A 26,028-nucleotide genomic window follows, 5' to 3' on the forward strand; every position below is an offset into this window, starting at 1 on the left:
CGCCCGGCGCCGGTCGGCGATGCCCATCCGCTCTTGCCGTGAGAAGAACCGTGCTGACACGGGCGGTTCGGCAGCAGCCGGAAGCGACGGCGGGGCGGGGTCTCGCGGATGTCGGCACCGCACCCCCTGAACAGCTCAGGTGTTGCCACCACCACCAGAACCCGAGGGTTGGGGCCTTCGTCGTGCGCGGGTCATGTCCGGACCGTGACGAACGCATGGGCGCGGGCGTGCGGATCGCAGTCCAGAAGACGTCAGGACGCACGGCGCCGCCCGAAACTGGTTCCCGTCACCCCGCCCCGGTGGGCCCGCCGGGGGACATCCACTTCACCCCGCAGGAGGAACCATGATCTCGAGCTTCGAGCGTCCCTCGGCCGTCGTCGTCCACAACCGCGCGGTCGTGCACAACCGGGCCGTCGTCCACAACCGCGCCGTGGTCCACAACCGCGCCGTCGTGCACAACCGCGCGTCCGCCAAGTAGTCCCGGCCCAGCCGTAGACGTGCCGCGGCCCTTCCCCGGGCCGCGGCACGGCCCCGCCGACGAGGGGATCGCCATGCCTTCCGACGACATCCGCCTGCAGCTGACCGGCGTCGAGCTCCACGACCTGGAGCCGGAGCTGTGCCTGCTCAGCACCCCGAACGGCGGCCAGTACTCGATCACCGCGCCGGTGGGCGAGTTCCGCGCGTGGCTGAGCCGCTGCGACGGCACCCGGACGCGGGCCGAATTGCTCGCGGGGATGAGCCCGGACCACGCGGAGGTGCTCGACGTCCTCGAAGCGGACGGCTGCCTGCACCCGGCAACCGGCGACGACGGCGCCCGGCGCCTCGCCGCGACGACGGTGCTGGTCACCGGGGCGGCCGAGCTGACGGGACCGCTGGCGGAGGTTCTCGGAGCGACCGGTTACGGGTCGGTGCGGCCGCTGGCCGAAGCCGCGCTCCTGGTGAACCCGGCGGAGGTCCTCCGCACGGCCGGCGATGGTCCGGCGCGGTTCGCGGACCCCGAGGACCCGGCGGAGATCCTCGGCTCGGCCGCCTACAACGCGGTTCCACCGCTCGTCGAAGCCGCGTTCCCCCTGAACCCGGCCGACACCGTCCTCGTCGCCGCCTACACCCACCCCGCCTACCGGGAGCTCAGCGCGCTCGACGCGTTCTGCACCGAGCACGGCGTGCGGTTCTTCCCCTTCCGCTGCGAACGCGGCCAGGGCATCGCCGGTCCCGCGGTCGAGCCGGGCTTCGGCCCCGACTTCGCCGACGTGCTCGCGCGGCGCCGCTCGGCCGCTCTCGACGCCCGGGTCCCCGACGCCTTCGCCGCCGCCGAAGCCCCACCCGGGCCGCGGTTCCGGCGAACCGACGCCCGCTGGCTGGTCAGCGCCCTCGCCGTCCAGCTCGAACGGTGGATCGCCGGCGAGCCCGCCGAGACGACGACCGGCGAACTCGAGCTCGACCCCGTCCGGCTGACCGCGCTCCCCCGGCCCGTTCTCCCGGTGCCCGACCGGCCCCGGCCGGTCCGGGACCAGGGCCTGCGGCCGGACCTGCTCGTCGACGACCGGACCGGGATCGTGACCGCGGTGCACGAACTGCCCGCCGCGCCGGGGATGCCCGCCCGGCTCAAGGTGTGCGCGGTGGACGTCGCGGACATGCGGCGGGTCGTCGACTGGCCCAACGACCGCCAGGCGTTCGGGACGTCGTGGCACGACTTCGAGCCAGCCCGCGAGTCCGCGATCGGCGAGGCCGTCGAACGCTACTGCGGCAGCTGGCTGCCCCCGGAACGCGAACTCCGCCACGGCAGCTACGACCAGCTGCGCCGCGCCGGCGTCCCGGCGCTGGACCCGCGCCGGCTCAACCTCTACTCGGCCCGGCAGCACCGCACCCCCGGCTTCCCGTTCGCGCCGCTGACCACCGGCGCGGAATGCGCGTGGGTGGAAGCCTTTTCGCACACGACGAAGGAGCCCGTTTGGGTACCGGCGTGCCTCGTCTCGCAGGCACCCGAACCCGGTGGGGCCCGCTTCACCGACCCGCTGATCGCCGGGCTGGCCGGTGGCACGAGCGCCGAGCACGCCGTCACCTCCGGCCTCGAAGAGGTCCTCGAACGGGACACCACGATGGTGTGGTGGGCCAACGCACCGCGGCTGCGGGCCCTGCCGGTGCCGCCCGAGGTGCGCGCGCTCGTCGCCGACACCACCGAAACCTACGAAGTCACGCTGATCCCGCTGGACAACGAGTTCGCCGTCCCGGTCGTCGCGGCGGCGGTGTTCGACCGGGCGCGCCGCTGGCTGTCGATCGGGTTCGCCACCCGCCCCGACGCCCTGGAAGCGGCGAAGAAGGCGCTCGCCGAAGGGTTCACGCTGCAGCACACCTGCCTCGCGCTCGACGACGAGCGCGAACTGGCCGCGATGCGCGACGACCTGCCGCACCTGGGCAACCTGAAGCCGTACCGGGCCGACCGGCGCTACCTCGACTCCTACCGCGCGGACTTCGGCGACGTCGTGGACCTGCTGTGCCAGCAACAGGTCTACCTCGACCCGCGGGCGGCGGCCCACGTCGCGCCGTGGGTCCGCGACCTGCCGGAGCGGAGCTGGGAAGGCCTGCCCGCGCTCGGCGAGCGGACGCTCAAGACCTACCAGGACCGCGTCGAGGCACGCGGGTTCGAGGTGCTCAGCGTGGACCTCACCACCCGTGACGTCGCCGCGGCCGGGTTCCACGCCGCGCACACGCTGGTGCCGGGGCTGGTGGCCAACTTCCCGGCCGGGCTGCCGTACTGGGGCGACGGCCGCGTGCGCCGCGCGGCGGTCGACCTCGGCTGGCGCGCGCACCCCCTGCCCGAAGCGCGGCTGAACACCTTCCCGCTCCCCCACGCCTGAGGACGCACCGATGGCCGTCACCGCACTGCTCGGGCTGCCCCGCACCCGGGGCCGCCTCCCGCTGGTCGCCGCCCAGGGCGTGGACGCGCTCGGCACCGGCCTGTTCCTGCCGTTCGCCGTCGTCTACTTCCACGCCGCCAAGGGACTTCCGCTGACGGCCGTCGGCGCGGCGCTCTCGCTCGCCGCGTTGCTCGCCCTGCCGGCCGGGCTCTGCGCGGGCCCGCTGGTGGACCGCTTCGGCCCGCGGCGGGTGGTCGTCGCGGCCAACCTGCTGCGGGTGCTCACCTTCACCGGGTACGTCTTCGCCGGGTCGCCGCCGGTCCTGGTGGTGCTGGCGGCGCTGACGTTCTGGGGCGAAGGCCTGTTCTGGCCCGCGTCCGGTGCGCTGGTGGCGCAGGTGGCCGACGACGGGCAGCGCGCCCGCTGGTACGCGATGGAGCGCACGCTGCGCAACGTCGGGATCGGCCTCGGCGGGCTCGCCGGCAGCGTGCTCGTCGTAGTCGGCGGCTACGCCGCGATCGTCGTGCTCAACGCCGTGAGCTTCCTCGTCGCCGCCGTGCTCGTGGCGACCTGGAAGGGCCGGGCGGGCGAAGCCCCACCGCGGACCACCGCGCCGCGCGGGGGTTACCGGGCCGTGCTCGCCGACCGCGGGTTCCGCCGCGTGCTGGTGACGGTCTTCGTCTTCGCGTTGTGCGACCTGGCTTTGACGGTGCTGCTGAGCGCGTACGTGCTCGACGCGCTGCGGTTGCCGGCGTGGCAGCCCGGCGTGCTGTTCGCCCTCAACACGGTGCTGGTGGTGCTCGCGCAGACGGTCGTGGCCGGGCGGGTGGAGCGGTTCCGCCGGGCGCGGACGCTGCAGGTCGCGGCCGTGGTGTGGGCCGGGGCGTTCCTGCTCTACGCGGCCGTGCCGCTGGTGACGGCGCTGCCCGCGTTCGCCGTGCTGACGCTGGCCACGGCGGTTTTCACGGTGGCCGAGCTGCTGCAGGCGCCGACCAGCAGCGCGTTGACCGTGGCGCTCGCGCCCGCCCACCTGCGCGGGCGCTACCTCGGGCTCGAGGAAGTGCTCTGGGGTGCGGCGCGGGTGCTGGCACCGGTGACCTTCACGGCGTTGCTGGCGGGTGGCCCGCAGCTGCCGTGGCTCGTGCTCGCCGGGTGCTGCATCATGGCGGTGGCCGTCCTCGCGGGACTGAAAGCGGTCCCGGACGCGGCCCCGGCACGGGAGAACGTGGATGCCTGACTGGGCCGAGCTCGCCGACCTCTACCACGAGGTCTACCGGGAGCCGCCGTACGGGGAGACCGAAGCCGACGCGGCGCGGTTCCGCGGAGCGGTGGCCGGACACGCGCAGCAGCCCGGCTTCGCGCTGGAGACCGTCCACAGTGGAGGGATGCTCGCCGGGTTCGCCTACGGGGTCGGCCGCGAGCCAGGCTGGTGGCCTGCCCTGGCAGGCGGCGGACCGCCGTCGTGGATCGCCGGGAGCCCGCTGTTCTACGTCTACGAATTCGCGGTCCGGCCGGGGCAGCGCGGCCGGGGGCACGGCCGGGCCCTACTCGAAACCCTGCTGGGTGCGCGGACCGAGCCGGCCGCGGTCCTCGCGGCGGCGACCGCGGCGCCGGCGCACGCGCTGTACCGCCGCTGGGGCTGGATGGTGGTGGCGCCGGTCAAGACGGGTGCGTCGGAACTGCTGGCTCGGCGGCTCTGAGGGCGTCCTCGGTCACCACGAACAGCCCGCCCACCACCGAAAACGCCAGCACGGTCATCACGACGAACACCGCGTGCAGCCCGAAGGCCTGCGCGAGCGCGCCGCCGGCCAGCGCGCCGAGCGACTTCGTGCCCCACGCGACCAGCCGGTGGCTGCTGGTGAGGCGGCCAAGCAGCCGGTCCGGCGTGATCCGCTGGCGCAGCGACACCATGACCACGTTGGACACCAGGATTCCCGCGCCGCCGGCGAAGAAGGCCGCACCGACGACGTACGGGTCGGCGGACACGGCGAACACGCCGACCGTCAGGCCGCCGGCGAGCCACGACACCCGGAGCGCGCGGACGCGGCCGAGCCGGCGTTCCACCGTCTCGGCGAGCAGCGACCCGGCCAGGCCGCCCGCGGCGGTCGTCGCCGTCAGCAGGCCGAAGGCCGGACCGGACAGGCCCATCGCCGAGCCGGGACCGACCGCGTAGAGGACCAGGACCGCGAACGTGGCTCCGGTGGCGAAGTTGAACGTGCCGACCATGAGGGAGAACGTCCGCAGGACCTTGTGACGGGCGAGGAACCGCAGGCCCTCGGCGATGTCCGCGCGCAGGGTGGTGGGTCGGTCGCCGCGCGGGATCCGGTACGAGCCCCGCACGAACAGCAGCGCGGCGACCGCCACCGCCCACAGCGCCACCGGCGTGACGAACGCGGCCAGCACCCCGGCGGTGACCAGGACCCCGGCCAGCGGCGGCCCGGCGAACTCGTTGGCGGTCTGTTCGACCGCGTAGACCCGGCCGTTGGCGCGCGCGAGCTCGGCCCGCCCGACGACCTGCGGGACGATCGACTGCGCGGCGGTGTCGTAGAGCGTCTCGGCGGTCCCGGCACCCAGCGCGACGACGTAGAGCGCCCAGATCGAGCCCCCGCCGAGAGCGGTCAGCACCGCGACGACGGCGACGAGCGCCCCGCGCAGGACGGTGGCGCCGAGCATCGCGCGGCGGCGGTCGAGCCGGTCGACGAGCGCGCCGGCGGGCAGCGCGAGAGCAGCCACGGGACGCTGAAGGCGAACGCGAGCCCCGCGACCAGCGCCGGCTCGCGCGTGTACCCGACGGCGACCAGCGGCAGGGCGACCTTGAGGACGCCGTCGGCGAGGCTCGACAGGCCCGCGGCCGTCCACAGCCGCCAGAAGGTCCGGTGTATGAATGGAGGATCGCACATCGATGGGCTTTTCTCCATCGATCTGAGCTTTCCCCATCGATCGACTACGCTGCGTCCATGAACGAACCACGCCGCCGCCGTCCGGCGACGCCGGAGGAAGCCAAGGCCCTCGGCCACCCGCTCCGGTTGCGCATCATGCGGCTGTGCCTGGTCGACGAGCTGACGAACAAGCAACTGGCCGACCGCCTCGACCGCGACCCGGGCACGGTCCTGCACCACGTCCGCCAGCTGGTTTCAGCCGGCCTGCTGCACCCGGCGCCGGTCCGGACGGGGCCGAGCGGAGCGCTGGAGAAGCCCTACCGCGCGGACAACGAGACCTGGTGGCTCGACGGTCCCCTGGCCACCGCCGACGCGGAGACGCGGTTCGCGCCGATCGAGATCTTCCAGGAGGAGCTGCACGCGGCGGGCCCGGCTTCGGTGGCGGTGCACGAGAAGTTCCTGCTGCACCTGTCGCCGGACGAGGTGGAAGAGCTGGACCGCCGGATCCTGGCGGTCCTGGACGAGTACGTGGCGACCGACCACGAGCGCCCGGACCGGCCGGCGATCGGCGGGATCTTCGTGCTGCACCACCTGAAGCCCGGAACCTGAACCGCCCCCTGCCCCGGGGAGGTGGGCAGGGGGCGGTCCGGTTGGTCAGGTCAGTGGTTCACCTTGAACCACGGCTGCGACCAGCCGAGGTAGGTCTGGCCCCACTTGCTCTTGATCTGGGCGATCGTCGTCTCGGTGTAGCTGCCGTAGCCGTTGATGTCGTTCGACAGGAACTTGCCGCCGCCGATGGAGATCATCGTGTGGCCCGCGCCGCTGCTCTTGAAGAACGCGAGGCCGCCGGCCGGGACCTGGGTGTCGCCCGGGTGCTTGAACGAGGCCGGGATCTGGGTCCAGTGGATGTAGGCCGTCTCCGAGCCCGACGCGGTCCAGCCGTAGTTCTGCGCGTTGATCCGGTCGCACCAGCCCTCGTAGGAGTCGAGGTCGTTCGTGTGCACGCGGGTCTTGGCGTAGGCCACCGCCTGCGCGCAGGTCTTCGGGTTCCCGGTGCCCGCGGTGGTGCAGGTCAGGGTCGAGCCCGCGCAGTCCGGGGCCACCCGGCCGTCCGAGCCCGTGTAGACGTAGGCGTCGCTGATGTAGCCGTCGCCGACCTTGTCCCAGATGTCCGACGTGCCGTACTTGCCGTCGACGGTCGATCCGTTGGTCTGGCAGGAGATGGTGACGGCGGTGCCGTCCGCGATCGTGCCGACCGCGCTGCCGCCGGTGCTCGGCGTGGACCGCACGGTCAGCGCGATCCCCGAGTCCGTGTGCACCGTGCCCGTCGCCGCCAGGGCCGGGGTGGCGCCGGCCAGTGCGATCGCCGCGGCGATGCCGGCCACGCCGGCCACCCGCTTCCCGATCCGAATTCTCATTTGTCCGTCCCTCCGGGATTCGTTGTGGGGACAGCGTGGCGGCCGCCGGTACAAGGGCCGTACAAACGCACGCACCGGCCTCTGGAGATGCGGCAAACAGGACGAAGCCCCGCCGGAGGTGTCCGGCGGGGCTTCGACGCGAACTCAGGCCAGGTACTCGGCCGCCGCCCGCAGGCTCACGTAGGAGCCGCTGAACGTGTCGATCCGCGGGCCGCCGTCGTCGGCCGGTCCCGGTGCCCCGGTCTCGACGCGGATGTAGTCCACAGTGGACAACGCGGCCAGCAGCTCCCGCACGCGCGGGTGCCGGTGCGCCTCCCGCGTGACCACGACGACGCTGCGGAACCCCCGCGCCGCTTCGAGAACCGCGTCGGCGTCGTCCGGGGTCGCGGTCAGTACCCGCGTTCCCGGCACCAGCTCGGCCAGGTGCGCACCGAGTCCCCACGGCATCGGGCCGGCCGCGATGCTCGGCTCGGTCTGGACGTCGACGACCAGCGGCGGCCCGTCCAGCCGCACGTCACCCCGCACGCGCAACGCCTTGCGCGCCGCCTCCAGCCCCAGCCGCCGGTCGACCGGGCCCACCGTCGCCGGGGCCGGGTCGGTGCCCAGCGCCGCGGTTCGCGAAGCCGCCTCGGACAGCCGCTCCAGGGGCAGCTCCCCCGCCGCCACCGCGGCCACGATCGCCGCGACGCAGGCGTCCAGGTGCTCGGCCTCGAACGCCGCGCCGCCGAGGCAGAGCGCGTCCGCGCCCGCGGCCAGCGCCCGCACGGCCGAGCGGCCGAGGCCGTCGTGCTTGCCGTACGCGCCCGAAACCGCGCCCATCTCCAGCGCGTCGGTGATGACCGCGCCGGTGAAGCCGAGCTCGCCGCGCAGGACGTCGGTGAGCGCCGTCCGGTTGAGCGTGGCCGGCTCGTCGCCCCAGGCCCGCACGACCAGGTGGCCCGACATCACCGAGCGCACCCCGGCCCGGATCGCCGCGGCGAACGGGACCAGCTCGATCTCGCGCAGCTCTTCGACGGTCCGCGGCAGCACCGGCAGGGCCACGTGCGAGTCCTCGGTCGCCGCGCCGTGGCCCGGGAAGTGCTTCGCGCACGCCGCCACGCCGTACTTCTGCAGCCCGGTCACGTACGCCGCGACGTGCGGCGACGCCTTCGCCGGGTCGGACCCGAACGCCCGGACGCCGATGATCGGGTCCTCGGCCGCCAGCGTCAGGTCCGCGCACGGCGCCAGGTCGAGCGTGACACCGCAGGCGGCCAGCCGTTCGCCGAGCGCGGCGGCGACCGCCGTGGTCAGCTCCGGGTCGTCGGCCGCGCCGAGGGCCAGCGGCCCCGGCACGAACGACCCGGTGTTCACGTCGAGGCGGGTGACGTCGCCGCCCTCCTCGTCGATGCCGACCACCACGCCGTCGCGCTCGCCCCGCAGCTGCGCGGTGAGCGCGGCGACCTGCTCGTCGTCGACGACGTTGCGCCCGAACAGGACCACCCCGCCCAGCCCGCCGGCGACGCGGCGCCGGAGCCAGTCCGGCGCGGTCGTCCCGGCGAACCCGGGCAGGAGGACGGCTTCGGCGAGCTTCTCCGGTGTGGACAACGGCTACCCCTTCACGGCACCGGCGGTCGCGCCGGACACGAGCTTGCGCTGCACGAGCAGGAAGAAGATCAGCGCCGGGATGGCGTAGATGACCGACGCGGCCATCACCCCGCCCCAGTCGGTGGCGAACGCCGTGCGGAACGACGCCAGCCACACCGGCAGCGTCTCCTTCGGCTTGTCCTGGATGAAGACCAGCGCGAACAGGTACTCGTTCCACGCGGTGATGAAGCTGAACACCGACGTGGTGACCAGTCCCGGCCCGAGCAGCGGCAGCGTGACGCGGCGGAAGGCGCCGGTCTGGCTGCACCCGTCGATCATCGCGGCCTCTTCCAGCTCGTACGGGATCCCGTTGACGAAGCCGTAGAGCATCCACACCGTGAACGGCAGCGTGGTGGCGAAGTAGATCAGCAGCAGCGACGGCAGCGTGTTGAGCAGCCCGGCGTCCCGCATCAGCAGGAACAGCGGGATGAACAGGGCCGACACCGGCGCCAGCTGCGCCACCATGACCAGCACCAGGAAGCCCTTGCGGCCGGTGAAGCGCAGCCGCGAGAGCGGGATCGCCGCGAGCGTCCCGGCGATCAGCGCGCACAGCACCGACCCGACGGTGACGATCAGGCTGTTCAGCAGGTACGTCGGGAAGTTGTCCTTGCCGAGCGCGGTGGCGAAGTTGCCGAACGAGAACGACGTCGGGATGAGGTCGTACTTCGGCGAGAGGATCTCGCCGGGCGTGCGCAGCGACGTGACGAACATCCAGTACGTCGGGAACACGATCGCCAGTGCGACCAGCACGCCGACCACCGAGAGCACGATCCGCTGCGACAGCGACTTCTTCACGACAGATCACCTTCCCGGGTCCGGGTGAGCAGCTGGATGTACCGGCCCGTGATGAGCGCGAGCACGATCAGCATCAGGGTCGCGATCGCGCCCGCCGCGCCGAAGTGGTTGCCCGCGATGCCCTTGAGGTACAGCACGACGGCCAGCGTGGTGCTCCCGCCGTCCGGGCCGCCCTCGCGGATCGCCCAGATCTGGGCGAAGGCGTTGAAGTCCCACAGCACCGACAGGAAGGTCACCATGGTGGTGATCGGCCGGATCGCGGGCCAGGTGACCGCGCGGAACGTCTGCCACGCGCTGGCGCCGTCGATGCCGGCGGCCTCGTACTGCTCGCGCGAGACGCCGATGATGCCCGCGTACAGCGAGAACGTCACGAAGGGCACGGCCTGCCACACGATGAGCAGCCCGATCACGGCGAGCGTGCTGGGGCCGCTGGAGAACCACGAGAAGCCGATGAAGCCGTGGAAGCCCAGCCGGTCGAGGGTCTTGTTGAGGATGCCGTACTGCTGGTCGAAGATCCACTGGAACACGGTGGTCGTCGCGATCACCGGGGTGGCCCAGGCCAGCACCAGGGTCACCTGGACCATGATCCGCACGACCGGGCCGAGGTGGCGCATGAGCACCGCCAGCAGCAGGCCGCCGAGGATGGTGGCGGCGACGATGGCGGCGGTGAAGACCAGGGTCCGGAAGGTGATCGTCCAGAACTCCGGGTCCGAAAGCGTGTTCGTGTAGTTGTCGAACCCGATCCAGACCGTCTTGCCGGAGACGAGCTGGCCGATGTCGAGCTTGCGGAAGCTGATCGCGAGCACCTGGACCAGCGGCCAGGCGAGCAGCACCAGGATGGCCGCCAGGGCGGGGAGGAGCAGCAAGTACGGGAGGACCCGGTCGCCGAACCGGCCCCGCTTGCGCCGCTTGACCCCCGCGTCGCGCGGCGATGCCGGCGGGGTCGCCCCCGCCGGCATCGTCACATTCGCGGTCGCTGTCATCCGCCGATGAGCTTGTTCAGCGCTGCGTTGGCGTCGGCGGTCGCCTGGTCGAGCGTCTTCTTGCCGGTCAGGTACGCGGTCAGCATGTCCTTGACCGGGTTCTGGCCGGACTCCACGTCACCCCACTTCGGGCTGGCCGGCACGGCCTTGCCGTTCGTGGAGGCCTTCGCCATCACGCTGCCCAGCGGGTCCTTGTCCAGGCCCGTGAGGTCGGTCGACGTGCCCGGCACGACGCCGGCGGCGGCGAGCTGGCCCTGGTACTTCGCGCTGGAGAGCAGCTTGATGTACTCCTTGGCCGCGGCCACGTTCTTGCTGTTGGCCGGGATGGCCAGGTTCGAGCCGCCCAGGAAGACCGGGGCGCTCTGGCCGGCGGTCTTGCTCGGGATCGCGAAGGCACCCGTCTTGGCGGTCAGGCTCGCGTCGGTCTTCGCGGCCGTCGCCAGCTCCCACGGGAGGCCGATCATCATGGCCACCTTGCCGGCACCGTAGACGGTGGCCTGCTGCGGCTTGGCCTCGTCCGCGTCCTTCGGCGCCTTGGTGCCGGAGGTGTCGACGAGCTTCTTGTAGAACTCGAGGCCCGCCTTCGCACCGGCGCTGTCCAGCGTCGCCTTGAAGTTCTTGCCGTCGGCCTGCGCGATGTCACCGCCGTTGTCCCAGATGAAGGACAGCAGCGAGTACCAGTTCTGCCCCGGCATGTACAGCGCCTGGAAGTCGGGGTCCGAGCCGAACTTCGTCTTCAGCTTGGTGATCGCGTCGACCCACTCGTCGTTCGACGTCGGCGGCTTCGTGATGCCGGCCTGCTCGAACATGTCCTTGCGGTAGATGACCTCGCGGTTCGCCGCGTAGAACGGCACGCCGTAGGTCTTGCCGTCGTAGGTGCCCGAGTCGGCGAGGCCCTTCAGCCACTGCGCGCCGTTGAAGCTGTCCTTGTCCCCGGACAGGTCGGTCAGCACGCCTTCCTGCGCGGCGAAGGCAGCGGTCTGCGTGTTGCCGATCTCGATCACGTCCGGCGGGGTGCCGCCGGCCAGGGCGGTGGTCAGCTTCTGCTGGATGCCGTCCCACTGCTGGACTTCGTACTTGACCTTGACCCCGGGGTGCGCGGCCTCGAACTCCTTGTTCAGCGCGTCGGTCAGCGTGGCGGGCGCGGAGCCCGTCATCAGCCAGACCGTGACGTCGCCGGTGATCTGCGCGGGAGCACCGCTCGACGACGCGGCGGTGTCCGATCCGCTGGAGCCCGCGCACCCTGCGGTGGCGAGCGTGAGTGCGGCGGCGCCCGCCGCCAGCTTGAGCCAGCGTTTCACTCGATGCCGTCCTTTCGATACCCGGCCGCCACGGCCAGGCTCCCCAAATGGTGTAGACCAATGTTGGGGTTAGAGTGGTACGTACCACAGGCCCTGTCAAGGCGGTTGCCGGAACGTTGTAAACCCACCGGGCACTCTGACGCGGAGTAGTCGCCCGGTCACCCGGTCGCCGCTTCCGGCGGGGGAAGTCGTCCGGATAGGAAGGTGTCCGGGCCGTTTTTCACCGCAAGGGAGCCGGAATCTCGCAGCCGGCGGTTCGGGGGCACGACGAAAGCCGCCCCGGGAAAGAACTCCCGGGGCGATGATTGCGGCGAAGCCGGCGTTTTCGCCGGTGGCGCCGCATGTCGGCGGGCGCGGTCCGCGGCGAGCAGCGCTTCGGGGCGATAGGCGGCCGCGCGGGGTCAGCGCTGGTCAGCGCGACCGCGCCGGCCGGGTTCAGGCGGCGCGAGCCGCCTCCCCTTCGAGCGCGTCGGAGGGGCGCAGCATCCGCGCGGATCGGGCTCGGCGCCGATGACGAGCAGCCCGGCCGGCAGTGGCGAGCGGCCGTCTCGGTCGAGGTGGCGTGCACGAGCCCGCCGGCGCGCTCTACGGCCGTCAGGTCGCCCACCAGCGGAGCGCTGCGGGTGCCGCCGCCTGGGGCGAGTTCGTCGAGGTGCGGCAGGATCGGCTCCACGTTCACTGACAAACGACCCAAAGCCGCGACAGTCTCCGCAAGTGTACGAACTGGTTAGTTCGTTCTACCGCGATGAGCGCACCACTGAAGAGCCGGGCTCGCGCGGGGGCCCGGGACGTCATGAACGACTCGTTCATGACGTCCGAGCGGACCTGGGCAGCGAGGAGACCGCGACTCCGTCCACTGTGGACGACTAGAACGGCACGCCGAGGCCGCCGGCGTCGCGGAGCAGGTCACGGGCGCGCGTCACCGTGGAGCGCGCGGACCCGCCGTGCACGACCTCCCGGTCGACCTCGTCCAGGGCCTCGTGCACGGCTTCCTTCGCCGCCGACGGGAGGCGGGCCGCGTCGAGTCCGGTGCGGACCGTGCGGACCAGCTCGGTGACCTGGCGGGCGTCGAGGCCGCGGTGGATCTTCTGGTGTCCACCGTGGACGGTGTTGATGTCGCCGTGGACCGCGTTGGCGACCGTTGCGGCGCCGCTCGCGCGCCGCCTTGGCCATGACCGTCCCGATCAGCACCACGACACCACCCAGCCCGAACAGCGCGAAGCCGACCACGCCGAGCGGAACGCCGTCGAAGACCTCCGGGCCGAGCAGCGGCGGCGACCCGGACGAGACCGAGTCGGAGCCCGCCTTGTTGAACCGGAAGATCACCGACACCCAGCTGCCGAACCCGGCCAGGATCGTCAGCAGCCCCAGCACCATCACCACACAGCCGGCGCCCTTCCCGGTGGCCGGCAGGGTGATCGCTTCGCCTTCGGGCTTGGTGAACCCGTCGTCGTGGTGCTGCCGGTGGTCGTAGCTGTTGTTGACGTCGCGCCCGGCGTTGGTGATCGTCCCGGCCGAGACGTCCCCGAAGGAAACCCCGGCGGAGGACGACCGCTCCCACGTCCGCGTCGGCCGCGCGCCGCCCTCCCCGTCGGAGTAGGCGTCGGCGACCGGGCCGGACTCGAGCCGGTCCCCGGTGCGCAGCGGGTGGTCCTGGCGCGGGGCCAGCCGCCGGCCGTTCACCCAGGTGCCGCTGCGCGAGCCGGCGTCGGCGACCCAGGTGCCGCGCCGACCAGCCACGAACCCCGGCGCACCGCCGGCCGCGCCCCGGACCCGCCGAGCGTTTCGATCCTCGCCTCGGCCATCGGCACTCCTCCCGCACGGCTCTCCGCCTTTCGAGGAAGAGCCGTGCGGCGGGTGCGGGGACATCCGGCGAACGGGTGAACCCGGTCAGACCTTCGGTGCCGGGCTGTCCGGGGTCTTCACCCGCTCCAGCAGGAGCTGGGCCACGTCGCGGACGTCGACGTTCTGCGCCTTCTGCTCGCTCTGGCGCTGGACCAGGCCGTCGGTGAGCATCACGCGGCAGAACGGGCAGCCGGTCACGATGGTTTCCGCGTCGGTCGCGATCGCTTCGTCCACGCGCTCGAGGTTGATGCGCTTGCCGATCTGCTCCTCCATCCACATGCGGGCGCCGCCCGCGCCGCAGCAGAGGGCGCGGTCGGCGTGCCGCGGCATCTCCGTGAGCTGGGCGCCCGCCGCGCCGACCAGGTCGCGCGGCGGGGTGTAGACCTTGTTGTGGCGGCCCAGGTAGCAGGGGTCGTGGTAGGTGACGCGCGGACCGTCCTCGACGCCCTTCACCGGCGTCAGCTGCCCGCCGCGGACGAGGCGGTTGAGCAGCTGCGTGTGGTGCACGACCTCGTAGTGCCCGTACAGCTGCGGGTATTCGCGGCTGAGCGTGTTGAGGCAGTGCGGGCACGTCGTGACGATCTTGCGCAGCCGCGGTTCGCGGCCTTCGAACACGGCGTTGAGCGTCTCGGCCGTCTGCTGGGCCATCATCTGGAACAGGAACTCGTTGCCCGCGCGCCGCGCCGGGTCGCCGGTGCACGACTCCTCGTTGCCGAGCACGACGTAGTTCACGCCGGCGATGTTCAGCAGCTCGGCCGTCGCGCGGACGGTCTTGCGGGCCTGGTCGTCGAACGCGCCCGCGCAGCCGACCCAGAAGACGTACTCGACGTCCTCCCCCAGCTCGCCGTCGAACACCGGGACGTCGAAGGGGAGGTCCTTCGTCCAGGCGAGCCGCTCGGAGTTGTTCTGGCCCCAGGGGTTGCCCTTGGTCTCCAGGTTCTTGAACAGCCCGCCCAGCTCGGTCGGGAACGCCGATTCGATCATCACCTGGTAGCGGCGCATGTCGACGATGTGGTCGACGTGCTCGATGTCCACCGGGCACTGCTCGACGCACGCGCCGCAGGTGGTGCACGACCAGAGGACGTCGGGGTCGATGACGCCACCGTCGGCCTCCGGGCCGACCAGCGGGCGCGCCTCCTCGTGCTCGGTGCCGGCGAGGATGTAGGGCGCCTCCTCGAAGAGGTTGTCGCGCAGGTTCATGATGACGAGCTTGGGCGACAACGGCTTCCCGGTGTTCCACGCCGGGCACTGCGACTGGCAGCGGCCGCATTCGGTGCACGTGGCGAAGTCGAGCATGCCCTTCCACGTGAAGTCGCCGATCTTGCCGCGGCCGAACGTGTCGTCCTCGCCCGGGTCCTCGAAGTCGATCGCGACGCCGCCGGACTCCATCGGCAGCAGCGGGCCGAGCGCGTCCGGCAGCCGCTTCGCCGAGACGTTGATCGGCGCGACGAAGATGTGCAGGTGCTTGGAGTAGAGCACGATCGACAGGAACACGAGCATGACGCCGATGTGCAGCAGCAGGCCGACGGTCTCGAGCACTTCGGTCGTCGAGTGCCCGAGCGGCTCGAGCAGGTTCCCGACGCCGAGGGAGACGTACGCGCCGTTGTCGTAGGGGAAGTTCCCGGACGCCGAAGAGGCGCCGCGGAAGAAGAACATCGTCCAGACGACGTTGAAGATCATGATCAGGATCAGCCAGGCGCCGCTGGTGTGCGAGCCGTAGAAGCGCGACGCGCGGTCCTTGCGCGCGGGGGCGTTGCGGATCCGGATGAGCGTGAACACGCCCAGCGAGACGGCCACGGCGACGGCGATGAAGTCCTGGAGGAAGCCCAGCACCGCCCAGTGGCCGATCCACGGGATCGCGAACCGCTCGTCGAACAGGGCGCCGTAGGCCTCCAGGTACACCGAGGCCAGGATCACGAAGCCCCAGAAGGTGAAGAAGTGCGCGGCGCCGGGCACCGACCACTTGAGCAGCTTGCGCTGGCCGAACACCTCGCGCACCTGCGCGAGGAGGCGGGCGCCCAGTTCGTTCGACCGCTTCGCGTCGGGCTGGCCCGCCTTGATCAGCTGGTACAGGAAAGCCACTCGCTTGCCGGCGACGGCGAGGCCGACGACGGTCATGAGCAGACCGAGGATGAGACGAACGAGCACGAGTCCTCCGCGTCGTGATGGAAGGACCGGCTCAGTGCGAGCCGGTGTAGTACCGGCACGCCTTGCACGCGTACCGCATCTTCGCGACCCGCCAGTGTTTCCGGTACAAGTCGAGGTCGGCCGAGCGGCGGACGCCGAGGCGCTGGTAGCGCCCGGGCCGCCGCCGTCCGGTTTCGTACTGCTCGGTCGCGCGGCCGAGGTGGGCGCGCCGCAGCACGCACCCCCGCGTCCGGCAGCGGCCGAGCGCGCCGCGGCAGAAGCGGTGCAGCAGCACGAGGTCGCCGCTGCTGTGCCTTTCGTGACCGATCCAGCCACAGTCACGGCCGAACCGGTCCGTGGCCCCGGTTGCGTGCCGTTCGCGGGCCGGCCTGCTTTCGGCCGGATCGATCACTTCTTCGACCACGCCGTAGCCGGGGTGGTCGCCCGGTCCGGTGAGCCGCACCGGCAGCCCGCAGTACGCGCATTTGAGCGTGCACGGAAGGCAGCCGGAGAGGTGCCGGATGCGCAGTTCTCGCCGGTCTTCGGAGCCGGGTCCTCGGACGCGCGACGCCATAGAGCCTCCCGGAACGACTGTGACCGGCACCACTGCCTGCTACTGGAGGGTAATGAGGAGATCACTTCGCGCGACAGGACCGAACAGCCTAGTTGCCCTGGGCTGTCCGGCGTAAAAACCCAGCAAAGGCAGACCTTACTGTCCGTAGAACGGACGCTTCACACCGCGGATCGTACGTTTGGCCCTGCTGCGGCGAGCGTGTCGCCCGCCACAATCCGGGCATGAGCTACCACCCGGTCCCCTACCGGCCCGCCCGGTTGCCCGACGACGAAGCCCTCGCCCAGGCCGCCGCGCTGCGGCAGCGGATGGAGGCCCGGCGCTCGGTCCGGATGTTCTCCGCCGACCCGGTCCCCGAGCGCGCGGTGCTGGACGCGATCGCGGTGGCGTCCACGGCGCCGAGCGGGGCGCACCAGCAGCCGTGGACGTTCGTCCTCGTCACCGACCCCGACGTCCGCCGCCGCCTCCGCGAAGCCGCGGAAGAGGAGGAGCGGATCTCCTACGACGGCCGCCTCGGCGAGGCGTGGCTCGACGCGCTGCGGCCCCTCGGCACGGACGCGGTGAAGCCGCACCTGACCGACGCGCCGTACCTGATCGTCGTGTTCCAGCAACGCTTCGCCCTCGACGACGACGGCGGCGTCCGCAAGCACTACTACGTCGACGAGTCGGTGGGCATCGCGGTCGGCATGCTGCTGACGGCGCTGCAGGTGGCCGGCCTGGCGGCGCTGACGCACACACCGTCCCCGATGCGCTTCCTCGGCGAGCTGCTCGGCCGCCCCCGCAACGAGAAGGCGTTCGCGGTGATCCCGGTCGGCTACCCGGCCGACGACTGCGTGGTCCCGGACCTGCAGCGCAAGCCCCTGGACGAGGTGCTGGTGCGAATCTAGCGACCGCGGCCCGAGCCCGGACCGCGGTCGATGAGCCGCAGAAACGCTAGAGGCCGGTCGGCTCGGTGAACGCCGGGCCGGACAAGCGGTCCACGCCGCGGTCGCGCCACCACTGCGCCTGGTCCGCGGTCTCCACGCCGGCGACCGCGACCTCCGCGCCGGTCTGGTGGGCCGCGGCGATCAGGGCCGTCAGCGACGGCTCGACCAGCGGGTGGGTGCGGCGCTCCACCAAGCTCGACGCGAGGCGGACCGTCCGGGCCGGGAACTCCGTCAGGCAAGTCGCGTCGCCGACCTCGTGCAGCTCCGCCCGGACGCCGATCTCGGCCAGTACCTTGAGGTTGTCGGCCGCGTCGCCGGAATCCGACAGCAGTGCCGCCGCCGGGAAGCCGGGGCGGATGGCGGCCGGGGCCAGGCCGGTCGACTCCAGGACGCCGCGGATCTCGCCGACCAGTTCCGGGTCGGCCGCTTGCTGCGGCGTCAGCTCGACGGTGAGCGGGAGCTCGCTCCCGGATTCGAGCAGCCGCTCGGCCGCCGTGCGCAGGAGCCACGTGCCCAGCGGGAGGGCCAGCCCGGTCGCCGCCGCCAGGCGCACGCACGTGTCGTGCGCCAGCACCCCTTCGGCCGGGTGGTTCCACCGCAGCCGGGCCTCGACGCCGCGGGCGGAGCCGTCGGCCGCGGACACCAGCGTGCGGTAGCAGACCTCGATCTCGCCGTTCTCCCAGGCGCCCGCCATCCCCGCGGCCAGGCCGAAGTCGTGGCGGTCGCGCCGGTCCAGTTCGCGGTCGAACAGGCCCCACTGGCTGCCCGTGCGCTGCACGCGGCGCAGCGTCAGGTCCGACGCGTGCAGCAGCTCCACCGGCGTCACGTCGCGCGGCGGCCGGTGGACGACGCCGATCGCGGCCGCCACCGCCACCCCGCGCTGCCCGTCGACGTACTCCGGCTCCGCGAGGTCGTGGGTGATGCGGCGGACCAGCGTCAGCACGCCCGGCGTCTCCGCCCCGTTCTGCACCAGCACGCCGAATTCGTCGCCGCCGAGCCGGGCGACGAGCGCCTCCTCGCCGTCGAAGATCGTCTTGAGCTTCGCCGCGACCCCGCGCAGCACGCGGTCGCCGAGCTCCTGGCCGAGGCCGCCGTTGATCCGGGAGAAGCCGTCGAGGTCGAGGTGGAACAGCGTGACGCCGCGCGCCGGGTCGGCGTCGCGCAGCAGGGTTTCCAGGCGGGTGCTGAAGAACTGGCGGTTCGGCAGCCCGGTGAGGACGTCGTGCAGGGCCTGGTGGGACAGCCGCCGCTGCAGCAGCGAGACCTCGGTGTCGTCGTCGACGATCGTGAGCAGCTGCCTCGGCTTGCCGAGGGCGTCCCGGATCACCGACGCGGCGAACGTGGCCCACATCGGTTCGCCGTCCTTGCCGACCAGCCGCCGCCCGGTGCGCAGCCGGTGCAGCTTGCCCGCCACCAGCTCGCGGTAGGCGTCCCGCAGCTGCTCGACGTCCTCCGGGTGCACCAGGTCGAACAGGCTCAGCGCGCCGATCTCGGCCGGCGTGCGGTTGAGCGTCTTGGCGAGTGACGCGTTGGCCCGCAGCACGCGGCCGTCCAGCTCGGTGAGCGCGACGCCGCTGGCCGAGCCGGCGAACACCTCCTCGAACTGCGCGCGCGTGATGACCTGCTTCTGGCGCGTCTCCTGCTCCACCTTCAGCAACGCGCGGCTCAAGCCTTCCTGGCGCTTCTGGATGTCCTCGCGCTGCATCTCGCCGTAGCCGGAGCTGAGCGCGCCGAGCACCAGCACCACCCGTTCGGCGAGCCCGTCGACGCGGTGCAGTTCCGGCTCGCGCAGCAGCGCCTTGCCGAGCACCTCCAGGCTGCGGCGCAGGCTGTCCGTGCCGACGCAGCGCAGTTCGACGAGCCGGCCGCCCGCGGTCGCGGCCGCGCCGAGGTCGGGCGGGTCCGCTGCGACGGCGTCGAACAGCGTCGTGACGAGGAGGCCCAGCTCGCGCTCGATCTCCTCGGGCGTGTGCGGCAGGTACGCCGTGGTGCTGATCAGGTAGCCCCACTTGCGCGCGAGCGTGCCGAGCCGCCGCGCCGCTCGTTCGGCGGACGGCTTCTGCCGCGGGTGATCACCACGGGGTTGGGGAGCAGTCACCTCAGCCTGTCCTGGGTTCGACGGACGCACTCCGGTCGGTGGGCCGATTTATCTTGGCGCGAAAAGGCGTCCGGCGCACGAAACAGCATTCATCCAATCGAGTGATAACCCTGCGGAGCGATCCCCAGGGCGGATTGCAACCACGTACGGGTGGCGTCCCGGTAATCGGCGGCGTTTTCGTGCAACGCAACGGAATGACCCGCGCCCGGCAGGACGTACATCGACAGCTTCGACGGGTCGGCGTAATACGGCGCCTCCTGCGCCCGCACCACATCGGAACGGGTGCAGTCACGCAGCGCGAGCAGGCCGCAGAAAAGAACGTCCTTTTCCCCCACCACCTGCAAAACCGGTGCGGTAATTCCCTTCGTCGCCGGCAGCACGATCCCGAACAGCGCCACCGTGCCCATCCCGGGCACCGAAACCTGGTCCTTCGTCGCCTCGTCCGCCGCGATGACGGCGGGATCGGCGTCGCCACCGGCGTAGAACAGCCCGGCGCGCGCGCCCGGCCTCGTCGTGAAGTACAGCGGGTCGCTGCCGAGCTTGCCCAGCTGCCCGTCGAGCAGGGCCGGCTGCAGGCCCAGCGCGGCGCCGAGCGCGAGCACCGGCAGTGCCGGCAGGTGCGTGATGCCGGTCAGGACCACGCCGTCGACGTCGTGGTAGGTCGACGCCTCCACCGCGACCACGCCGGAGCCGACCGAGTGCCCGACGATGACCACCTTCGCGAACGGGACCCCGCCGACGCGCCCGGCGCGCAGGTGGCCGACGACCTCGTGCATCGACTCGGCGGCGGCCCAGACCGACAGCGGCAGGCTCAGCGGGTGGCTGCTGCGGCCCGCGCCGAGCTGGTCCGCCGCGAACGTCGCGTAGCCGTGGGTGGCCATGTCGCGCTGGTAGGAGTAGCGCTGCGGTTCGTAGGGCAGGTCCCAGTACGCGCTGTTGTACGTCCCGCCGTGCACCAGCAGCTGGACGGTGTCGGGCGCCTCGCCGGCGGGCAGGCACAGCCGGCCGTGCACGGTCGCGGGCGCGCCCGGCACCAGCGGCGGCAGCCCCGGTCCGGTGACGGGGAGATCCGCATCGGTGCACGAGATGGCGGCGGCCTCGGCGGGCATCGCGGCGGTCAGCGAGGCGAGCAGCACCCCGCAGGCGAACAACGCGGACGTCAGCTTGACCGGCAGTCTCACGCCGTACTCCTCCGGATGGGGCGGGCTGTTCGGACCCGAGAACACTACACCCGGTAGTGGAACCGGCACCGTCAGGTCCGCGGCACCACGGTCATCGGCAGGCGGTTCGGCTGCATCGTCGCCTTGAGCTGCGCGTACACCTTCTTGCCCGGCACCGGGACCAGGCGCCAGCGCGCCCCGATCGTCGCGGCGACGATGCCGATCTCCGTCGGCGCGAAGACGTGCCCCGGGCACAGCCGCGCGCCCGCGCCGAACGGGATGTACGCGCCCTTGGGCAGTTCCGCGGTGTGGCCCGGGGTCCAGCGGTCCGGGTCGAACCGGTCCGGGTCCGGGAACCAGCGCGGGTCCCGGTGCAGCGTGTGCTGGCTGACCGCGACCTCGGTGCCCGCCGGGATCCGGACGCCGCCGAGCACGACGTCCTCGCGGGCGCGGCGCATGAGGATCAGCGGCGGGGTGCGGCGGACGATCTCGTTCACGATCTGGTGCGTGTAAACGAGATCCGGCAGGTCTTCGAAACGCGCGGGCCGCCCGCCGAGGACTTCGTCGACCTCCGCGTGGAAGCGCCGTTCGGCTTCCGGGTGCTGCCCTAGCTCGTGGAAGAACCAGGCGAGCGCGACGGCGGTGGTCTCCGCGCCGGTGGTGAGGATCGTGATGACCTCGTCGTGCACCTGGCGGTCGGACATGCCCTCGCCGGTGTCCTCGTCGCGGGCCAGCAGCAGCATCGAGAGCAGGTCGCCGTGGTCGGCGCCCTGTTCACGGGCCGCGACGACGGTTTCGCCGATGACGTCCCGCAGGCGCGCGGCGGCGGCGTCGAACCTGCGGTTGGGCGGGATGGGCAGGCGTTCCACGAACTTCGGCGAGAACGCCCGGACCAGCACGTACTTCAGCATGACCGGGATCGACCGCTGGATCTCCGCCAGCGCTTCGGAGCCGAGCGAGGTGGAGAACAACGTCTGCCCCGCGATGGTGAGCACGAGCTCCTGCATCCGCCGGTCGAACTCGACGACTTCGCCGGGCTGCCAGGAACTCGCCAGCTCGTCGGCCAGTTTCGTCATCGTGTTCTCGGCGTAGCCCGCGAGCCGGGTGCGGCCGAACGCGGGCATCACCAGGCGGCGCTGACGGCGGTTCAGCTCGCCGTTGGAGGTGGCCAGCCCGTCGCCGAAGAGCGGGCGCATCTTGTCGAAGACCAGGCCCTTGTCGAACTTGTCGGCGTCGGTGGCGAGCACCTGCCAGGCCAGCTCCGGCGTCGTCACCACGTGCACCGGCAGCGGGCCGAGGTGGAGTTTGACGACTTCTCCGTGCGCGGGCAGGGAAGTGAAGAGCTTCAGCGGGTCGCGCAGCAGGGGCACGGTGTGCCCGAGCACGGGCCAGCGACCGGGGACGTTCGTCATGGCCTCGTCTCCTCGTGACCGCGTCACCTTAGCGGGCGCCGCGGGCCGCGGCTGTCACTCCACACGAACGGAGGAGGGCGCTACACTCCCGCTCTCCAGAATGGGCGAGGGCAGGAGGTCCCGTGACCGGGGAATCGAGCTGGGTACCGCCGGAGATCGACACCTCGGTGCCGAACCCGGCGCGGGTGTACGACTTCTGGCTCGACGGCGACCACAACTTCGCCGCGGACCGCGCGCTCGGCGAGCAGATCCTCAAGATCATGCCGGGCGTCCGCGACGCGGCCCGCCTCAACCGGGCCTTCCTCCGCCGCGCGGCCCGCTACCTCGTCGGTCAGGGCGTCCGGCAGTTCCTCGACATCGGCTCCGGCATCCCGACGGCGGGCAACCTGCACGAGATCGTCCAGCAGGCCGACCCGTCGTGCCGGGTGGTGTACGTCGACCGCGAGTCGGTCGCGGTCGCGCACAGCGAACTGCTCCTGCAGGGCAACGACAACTGCCTGGTCCTGCAGGCCGACCTGCGCGACGTCAGCGACGTCTTCGACGGCGCGGGCAAGCTCCTCGACCTGGACGAGCCGGTCGCCGTGTTCATGTTGCTGCTGCTGCACTTCGTCCCGGACTCCTGGGACCCGGCGAGCATCGTGGCCCGCTACCGCGACCGCCTCGCACCGGGCAGCTTCCTGGCGGTCACGCACGTCGCGGCCGACTCGGAGTCGCAGCGCCTCGACGAGGCGGTCGAGGTGTACAAGAGCAACCAGAACCAGCAGAACCAGCCGGTCCCCCGCACCCACGACGAGGTCCTCGCCTTCTTCGACGGCTTCGAGGTGGTGGAACCCGGCGTGGTCGGCTGCGCGATGTGGAAGCCCGAGGGCGCCGGCGACATGTCGGACGACCCGGCGATCAACGCGCTGCCCTACGCCGGGCTGGGCCGGAAACCTTAGCGCCCGGCCCTCACCGCAGGGAGAACGTCGCCAGGTTCACCGGGCCGTCGAACGTGAGGTAGACGTCGTGGTGGCCGGTCGCCGCCGCCAGTGCCGCCGTCACCGTCGTGTACGCGTAGTGGTCGCCCGTGGCCGGTACCGCCGCCGTGCCCAGGACGCGGCCCGTCGGTGCGTCCAAGTGCACCGTGACCTCGGCCGGCGCCGAAGCCGACACCGAAGCCGAGAAACGCGCCGGGCCGGTAAAAGCGACGTTGCGGTAGGCCAGCCAGCTCCCGGCCACCGCCGCCACCGAGGTGCCGGACGTCTTGGCCGTGTCCGTCAACGTCGTGCCGGCGTAGTCGTCGAAGTTCTCCGCCGGGGTCGGCCGGCTCAGGTCGCGGGGCAGCGCGCGCTCCCCCGGCACGTACACCGGCCGCGCCGCGGAAAGGTCGGCCGCGTTGTGCCCCACGGAGAACTCGCGCACCCCGGCCGCCACCGCGGACCGTCCCCGCGAGACGTCCCACGACGCCAGTTCCGATACCGGGACCGAGAACCGGACCGTGCGGGTTTCCCGCGGTGCCAGCGTCACGCGCTCGAAGTCCCGCAACCGCTGCACCCCCGAATCCTTCGAGTACAGCTGGACGACGTCACTCCCGGCCCGGCTGCCGGTGTTCGTCACGTCCACGCTCACGCGCACCGACGAACCGGCCGGCGACGCCCGCACCGCGCCGTAGCGGAAGCTCGTGTAACTGAGCCCGTACCCGAAGGGGTACAACGGCTTCCCGCGGTAGTACTGGTAAGTCATCCCGGTCTTCGCGATGTCGTAGTCGAGGATGCTCGGCAGTCCCGCGTCGGACGCGTACCACGTCTGCGTGAGACGCCCGCTCGGGTTGACGTCGCCGAAGAGGACGTCGGCGATCGCGTGCCCGGTCTCCTGCCCGGCGTGGCTGGTCCACACGACACCCGGCACGGGCAGCGTGTCCCAGCCGGTCGTCGGGTAGCTGTTCTCCGCCACGACCACCGTGTGCGGGTTGACCTTCGCGACCGCCTCGATCAAGGCGCGCTGCGCGGGAGCCAGCGAGGTGCTCGTCCGGTCGTTCGCCTCGCGGCCGTTGATGAACGGCATGCTCCCGACCACCACGACGGCGGTCGACGCGCCGCGGGCCGCGTCGACGGCCGAGGAAATGCCGCTGACGAGCACGTCCCGGCCGAACTTCGTGGCGTGCGCGGCGTCCGGGGCGGAGATCGTCAGGACGCCGTCCGCGCCGACGACGGCGAAGCGGTCCGGCCCGAACCACGGCTCGGTCACCTCGTTGCCCGCGTACTCGAGCACGTAGCTGCCGTCCGGCTGCGGGTCGAGCTTCAGCTGCTGCTGCACGAACCACCCGGACGGCTGCTCCGCGTCGTTCACCAGCGCACCGCCGGAATAGCTCAGGAACCGCCCGTTCACGGCGGCGCGCAGGGTGTTCTTGCCCGCGCCCCAGTCGTAGACGTCGAACGACTCGGCCGTGCCCGCGGTGGTCGCCCCCGCGGTCACCTTGCCGGGCGTCGCGGGAGCGGTCAGGTAGCGGCCCGTCGCGAGGTCCTTCAGCGCGATGCGGTCGACGCCTTCGGACGACGCGACCGGGGCGCCGAGCCGCTCGGCGATGCCCTGCTTCGGCGTCACGCGGTACGGCATCGTGCCGCTGTACCAGTCTTCGTACAGCGTGTCCGACAGCGGGCCGACGACCGCGACCTTCCCGGCCGCGGCCAGCGGCAGCGCGTTCCGGTCGTTGCGCAGCAGCACGACCTGCTCGGCCGCGGCCTTGCGGGCGAGGGCCTGGTGCGCGGGGGAATTGATCACCGCCGGGGTGATCTTCGCGTACGGGTTGCGGCCCGGCGGGTCGAACTCGCCGAGCCGGAACCGCAGCGAAAGCAGGTGGCGGTCGGCCTTTTCGACGTCGGCCATGCTCAGCAGCCCGCGCTCGAGGGCCTCCTTGACCGCGGCGGCCGTGATCGAGCCGTCGGTGTCGTTGTCGGTGAAGCTGTCGAGCCCGGCCTTGATCGCCGCCGCGTCCGCCTCGGCCTTGGTGGCGTAGTACTTCTCGGAGTTGACCAGGTTGGACGGTGCGCCCGCGTCGCTGACGACGGCGATGTCCTGGGGCGCCCACTTCCGCAGCGCGCCGCCGAGGTCCGGGCTGACCGTGTTCGGGCGGCCGTTCACCAGGTTGTACGACGGCATGACCGCGTTGGCCGCCCCGGCTTCGAGCGGGATCTTGAACGCCTGCTCGTCGTAGTCGTGCAGGATCTTCGGCGGCACCGAGGAGTTGCTGGTGTCGCGGCTGACTTCGTTGTTGTAGGCGAGGTAGTGCTTCAACGTCGGGGCGGCCTGCAGGTAGCGCGGGTCGTCGCCCTGGATGCCGCGGCCGTACGCGGTCGCGAGCTCGCCGGTGAGGTGCGGGTCCTCGGAATAGCCCTCTTCGTTGCGGCCCCAGCGCGGGTCGCGCAGCAGGTTGACGACCGGGGCCCAGAGGTTGAGGCCCCACAGCGTCGGGTTCCGCGCGTTGAAGCCGCGTGCCTCCTGCCCCACCGCCGACCCCACCTGCTTGACCAGCGCCGGGTCCCACGTCGAGGCCAGGCCGACGGCCTGCGGGAACACGGTCCCGTCGGCCTTGACGACCGCGCCGTTGTTGTCGTAGTCGGTCGACCAGGCCACCCCGTGCAGTGCCTCGGTGCCGGTCTTGAACACGCCGATGCCGAGCCGCGGGATGGCCGGCTGGTACTGGTGCAGCAGCGAGATCTTCTCGTCGGCGGTCAGCCGGGACAGCAGGTCGTCGATCCGCGCGGCCACCGGCAGCGCCGGGTCGCGGAACGGCGGCGGGGGCGCCGCGAGCGCCGGCGACGGGGCCAGCAGCAGGGTCGCGGTGACCACCGGGACGAGGGCGCGGCGGAACGGGGACAGGCGCACGGACGGCCTCCGGTTTCGTCGAATCGTTTCGACGGCGCGGCGCGGAACATTCGCGTCGAGGGTGGGGATGCGACGACTATTACAGCCACGCCGACGGATGGTCAAGACTCACTGGACGCGCTCCCAGCAACTCCGGCCGGCCGGCCGAATCTACGCCCTGAGCTGCGG

21 protein-coding genes are annotated in these 26,028 nt (G+C 72.0%); 7 read left to right on the forward strand and 14 right to left on the reverse strand.

Annotation, left to right across the window (positions count from 1 at the left end; all coding sequences use genetic code 11):
* The first annotated feature begins 343 nt into the window (after positions 1 to 343).
* The 4 genes from AB0B33_RS10620 (at position 344) to AB0B33_RS10635 (ending at position 4,558) form a co-directional block, all read left to right on the forward strand.
* The gene (locus tag AB0B33_RS10620; RefSeq protein WP_255482016.1) at positions 344 to 478 is read left to right on the forward strand and encodes a hypothetical protein; all 135 of its coding nucleotides are present in this window, start codon (positions 344 to 346) and stop codon (positions 476 to 478) included.
* Positions 479 to 551: 73 nt separating this feature from the next.
* Entirely contained in the window at positions 552 to 2,858 is a 2,307-nt protein-coding gene (locus AB0B33_RS10625) for a YcaO-like family protein (RefSeq protein WP_360769403.1), read from the forward strand.
* Positions 2,859 to 2,868: 10 nt separating this feature from the next.
* Positions 2,869 to 4,095, forward strand: a complete 1,227-nt coding sequence (locus AB0B33_RS10630; protein ID WP_360769406.1) for an MFS transporter — start codon at positions 2,869 to 2,871, stop codon at positions 4,093 to 4,095.
* Positions 4,088 to 4,558 carry a GNAT family N-acetyltransferase gene (locus AB0B33_RS10635; protein ID WP_360769409.1) on the forward strand — a complete coding sequence of 157 codons (471 nt, stop codon included), beginning with the start codon at positions 4,088 to 4,090 and terminating at the stop codon, positions 4,556 to 4,558. The genes AB0B33_RS10630 and AB0B33_RS10635 overlap by 8 nt, the downstream gene beginning before the upstream one ends.
* On the opposite strand, the gene AB0B33_RS10640 is transcribed toward AB0B33_RS10635, so the two are convergent.
* Positions 4,518 to 5,591: an MFS transporter gene (locus tag AB0B33_RS10640; RefSeq protein ID WP_360769412.1), complete on the reverse strand. Its 1,074-nt coding sequence runs from the start codon at positions 5,589 to 5,591 to the stop codon at positions 4,518 to 4,520. The two genes, AB0B33_RS10635 and AB0B33_RS10640, sit on opposite strands and share 41 nt — an antisense overlap.
* Entirely contained in the window at positions 5,477 to 5,758 is a 282-nt protein-coding gene (locus tag AB0B33_RS10645) for a hypothetical protein (protein WP_360769414.1), read from the reverse strand. The genes AB0B33_RS10640 and AB0B33_RS10645 overlap by 115 nt, the downstream gene beginning before the upstream one ends.
* Before the next feature lie 57 nt (positions 5,759 to 5,815).
* Between AB0B33_RS10645 and AB0B33_RS10650 the strand changes: the two genes are divergently transcribed.
* Positions 5,816 to 6,346: a winged helix-turn-helix domain-containing protein gene (locus AB0B33_RS10650; protein ID WP_360769416.1), complete on the forward strand. Its 531-nt coding sequence runs from the start codon at positions 5,816 to 5,818 to the stop codon at positions 6,344 to 6,346.
* Between the two features lie 50 nt (positions 6,347 to 6,396).
* Here the strand turns inward: AB0B33_RS10650 and AB0B33_RS10655 are convergent, their stop codons facing one another.
* The 8 genes from AB0B33_RS10655 to AB0B33_RS10690 all read right to left on the reverse strand — a co-directional run bounded on the left by AB0B33_RS10655 (position 6,397) and on the right by AB0B33_RS10690 (position 16,403).
* Positions 6,397 to 7,155, reverse strand: coding sequence for a hypothetical protein (locus tag AB0B33_RS10655; RefSeq protein ID WP_360769419.1), 759 nt, complete (start codon positions 7,153 to 7,155; stop codon positions 6,397 to 6,399).
* 144 nt (positions 7,156 to 7,299) lie between these two features.
* Positions 7,300 to 8,739 carry a glycoside hydrolase family 3 N-terminal domain-containing protein gene (locus AB0B33_RS10660; RefSeq protein ID WP_360769422.1) on the reverse strand — a complete coding sequence of 480 codons (1,440 nt, stop codon included), beginning with the start codon at positions 8,737 to 8,739 and terminating at the stop codon, positions 7,300 to 7,302.
* A 3-nt stretch (positions 8,740 to 8,742) separates the two neighbouring features.
* A complete protein-coding gene (locus AB0B33_RS10665) occupies positions 8,743 to 9,573 on the reverse strand; it encodes a carbohydrate ABC transporter permease (RefSeq protein WP_247023720.1) in 831 nt (276 codons plus the stop codon).
* Positions 9,570 to 10,556 (reverse strand): sugar ABC transporter permease, encoded by a 987-nt coding sequence (locus AB0B33_RS10670; protein ID WP_360769425.1) that lies wholly within the window; start codon positions 10,554 to 10,556, stop codon positions 9,570 to 9,572. The genes AB0B33_RS10665 and AB0B33_RS10670 overlap by 4 nt, the downstream gene beginning before the upstream one ends.
* On the reverse strand, positions 10,553 to 11,857 hold the full coding sequence (locus AB0B33_RS10675; RefSeq protein WP_247023721.1) for a sugar ABC transporter substrate-binding protein: 1,305 nt from the start codon (positions 11,855 to 11,857) through the stop codon (positions 10,553 to 10,555). Before AB0B33_RS10675 ends, AB0B33_RS10670 begins: the two co-directional genes overlap by 4 nt.
* Before the next feature lie 906 nt (positions 11,858 to 12,763).
* On the reverse strand, positions 12,764 to 13,597 hold the full coding sequence (locus tag AB0B33_RS10680) for an FHA domain-containing protein (protein ID WP_360769429.1): 834 nt from the start codon (positions 13,595 to 13,597) through the stop codon (positions 12,764 to 12,766).
* Positions 13,598 to 13,747: 150 nt separating this feature from the next.
* Positions 13,748 to 15,850, reverse strand: coding sequence for a (Fe-S)-binding protein (locus tag AB0B33_RS10685; RefSeq protein WP_360769432.1), 2,103 nt, complete (start codon positions 15,848 to 15,850; stop codon positions 13,748 to 13,750).
* 31 nt (positions 15,851 to 15,881) lie between these two features.
* Positions 15,882 to 16,403, reverse strand: coding sequence for a hypothetical protein (locus tag AB0B33_RS10690; RefSeq protein WP_360769435.1), 522 nt, complete (start codon positions 16,401 to 16,403; stop codon positions 15,882 to 15,884).
* 221 nt (positions 16,404 to 16,624) lie between these two features.
* Between AB0B33_RS10690 and AB0B33_RS10695 the strand changes: the two genes are divergently transcribed.
* Positions 16,625 to 17,287 carry a nitroreductase family protein gene (locus AB0B33_RS10695; RefSeq protein WP_360769438.1) on the forward strand — a complete coding sequence of 221 codons (663 nt, stop codon included), beginning with the start codon at positions 16,625 to 16,627 and terminating at the stop codon, positions 17,285 to 17,287.
* A 46-nt stretch (positions 17,288 to 17,333) separates the two neighbouring features.
* Here AB0B33_RS10695 and AB0B33_RS10700 read toward each other — a convergent pair whose 3' ends face one another.
* From AB0B33_RS10700 to AB0B33_RS10710, 3 genes are all read right to left on the reverse strand, one after another.
* On the reverse strand, positions 17,334 to 19,424 hold the full coding sequence (locus AB0B33_RS10700) for an EAL domain-containing protein (protein WP_360769441.1): 2,091 nt from the start codon (positions 19,422 to 19,424) through the stop codon (positions 17,334 to 17,336).
* 89 nt (positions 19,425 to 19,513) lie between these two features.
* Positions 19,514 to 20,605, reverse strand: a complete 1,092-nt coding sequence (locus AB0B33_RS10705) for an alpha/beta fold hydrolase (protein WP_360769444.1) — start codon at positions 20,603 to 20,605, stop codon at positions 19,514 to 19,516.
* A gap of 71 nt (positions 20,606 to 20,676) precedes the next feature.
* Positions 20,677 to 21,996, reverse strand: coding sequence for a cytochrome P450 (locus tag AB0B33_RS10710; protein ID WP_360769447.1), 1,320 nt, complete (start codon positions 21,994 to 21,996; stop codon positions 20,677 to 20,679).
* Between the two features lie 122 nt (positions 21,997 to 22,118).
* On the opposite strand from AB0B33_RS10710, the gene AB0B33_RS10715 reads away from it, so the two are divergent.
* The gene (locus tag AB0B33_RS10715) at positions 22,119 to 22,934 is read left to right on the forward strand and encodes an SAM-dependent methyltransferase (RefSeq protein ID WP_360769449.1); all 816 of its coding nucleotides are present in this window, start codon (positions 22,119 to 22,121) and stop codon (positions 22,932 to 22,934) included.
* Between the two features lie 10 nt (positions 22,935 to 22,944).
* Here AB0B33_RS10715 and AB0B33_RS10720 read toward each other — a convergent pair whose 3' ends face one another.
* A complete protein-coding gene (locus AB0B33_RS10720; protein WP_360769452.1) occupies positions 22,945 to 25,860 on the reverse strand; it encodes a glycoside hydrolase family 3 C-terminal domain-containing protein in 2,916 nt (971 codons plus the stop codon).
* Positions 25,861 to 26,028: the final 168 nt, after the last annotated feature.

The organism is Amycolatopsis sp. NPDC049159, from assembly GCF_040648295.1.
GTDB lineage: Bacteria > Actinomycetota > Actinomycetes > Mycobacteriales > Pseudonocardiaceae > Amycolatopsis > Amycolatopsis pretoriensis_A.

What these genes read in the sequence shown, in the direction of transcription:
- AB0B33_RS10650 (WP_360769416.1), top strand. Translation starts at nt 5,816, where the DNA reads ATGAACGAACCACGCCGCCGCCGTCCGGCGACGCCGGAGGAAGCCAAG.
- AB0B33_RS10690 (WP_360769435.1), bottom strand. Translation starts at nt 16,403, where the DNA reads ATGGCGTCGCGCGTCCGAGGACCCGGCTCCGAAGACCGGCGAGAACTG.
- AB0B33_RS10710 (WP_360769447.1), bottom strand. Translation starts at nt 21,996, where the DNA reads ATGACGAACGTCCCCGGTCGCTGGCCCGTGCTCGGGCACACCGTGCCC.
- AB0B33_RS10620 (WP_255482016.1), top strand. Translation starts at nt 344, where the DNA reads ATGATCTCGAGCTTCGAGCGTCCCTCGGCCGTCGTCGTCCACAACCGC.
- AB0B33_RS10695 (WP_360769438.1), top strand. Translation starts at nt 16,625, where the DNA reads ATGAGCTACCACCCGGTCCCCTACCGGCCCGCCCGGTTGCCCGACGAC.
- AB0B33_RS10625 (WP_360769403.1), top strand. Translation starts at nt 552, where the DNA reads ATGCCTTCCGACGACATCCGCCTGCAGCTGACCGGCGTCGAGCTCCAC.
- AB0B33_RS10630 (WP_360769406.1), top strand. Translation starts at nt 2,869, where the DNA reads ATGGCCGTCACCGCACTGCTCGGGCTGCCCCGCACCCGGGGCCGCCTC.
- AB0B33_RS10655 (WP_360769419.1), bottom strand. Translation starts at nt 7,155, where the DNA reads ATGAGAATTCGGATCGGGAAGCGGGTGGCCGGCGTGGCCGGCATCGCC.
- AB0B33_RS10645 (WP_360769414.1), bottom strand. Translation starts at nt 5,758, where the DNA reads ATGTGCGATCCTCCATTCATACACCGGACCTTCTGGCGGCTGTGGACG.
- AB0B33_RS10670 (WP_360769425.1), bottom strand. Translation starts at nt 10,556, where the DNA reads ATGACAGCGACCGCGAATGTGACGATGCCGGCGGGGGCGACCCCGCCG.
- AB0B33_RS10635 (WP_360769409.1), top strand. Translation starts at nt 4,088, where the DNA reads ATGCCTGACTGGGCCGAGCTCGCCGACCTCTACCACGAGGTCTACCGG.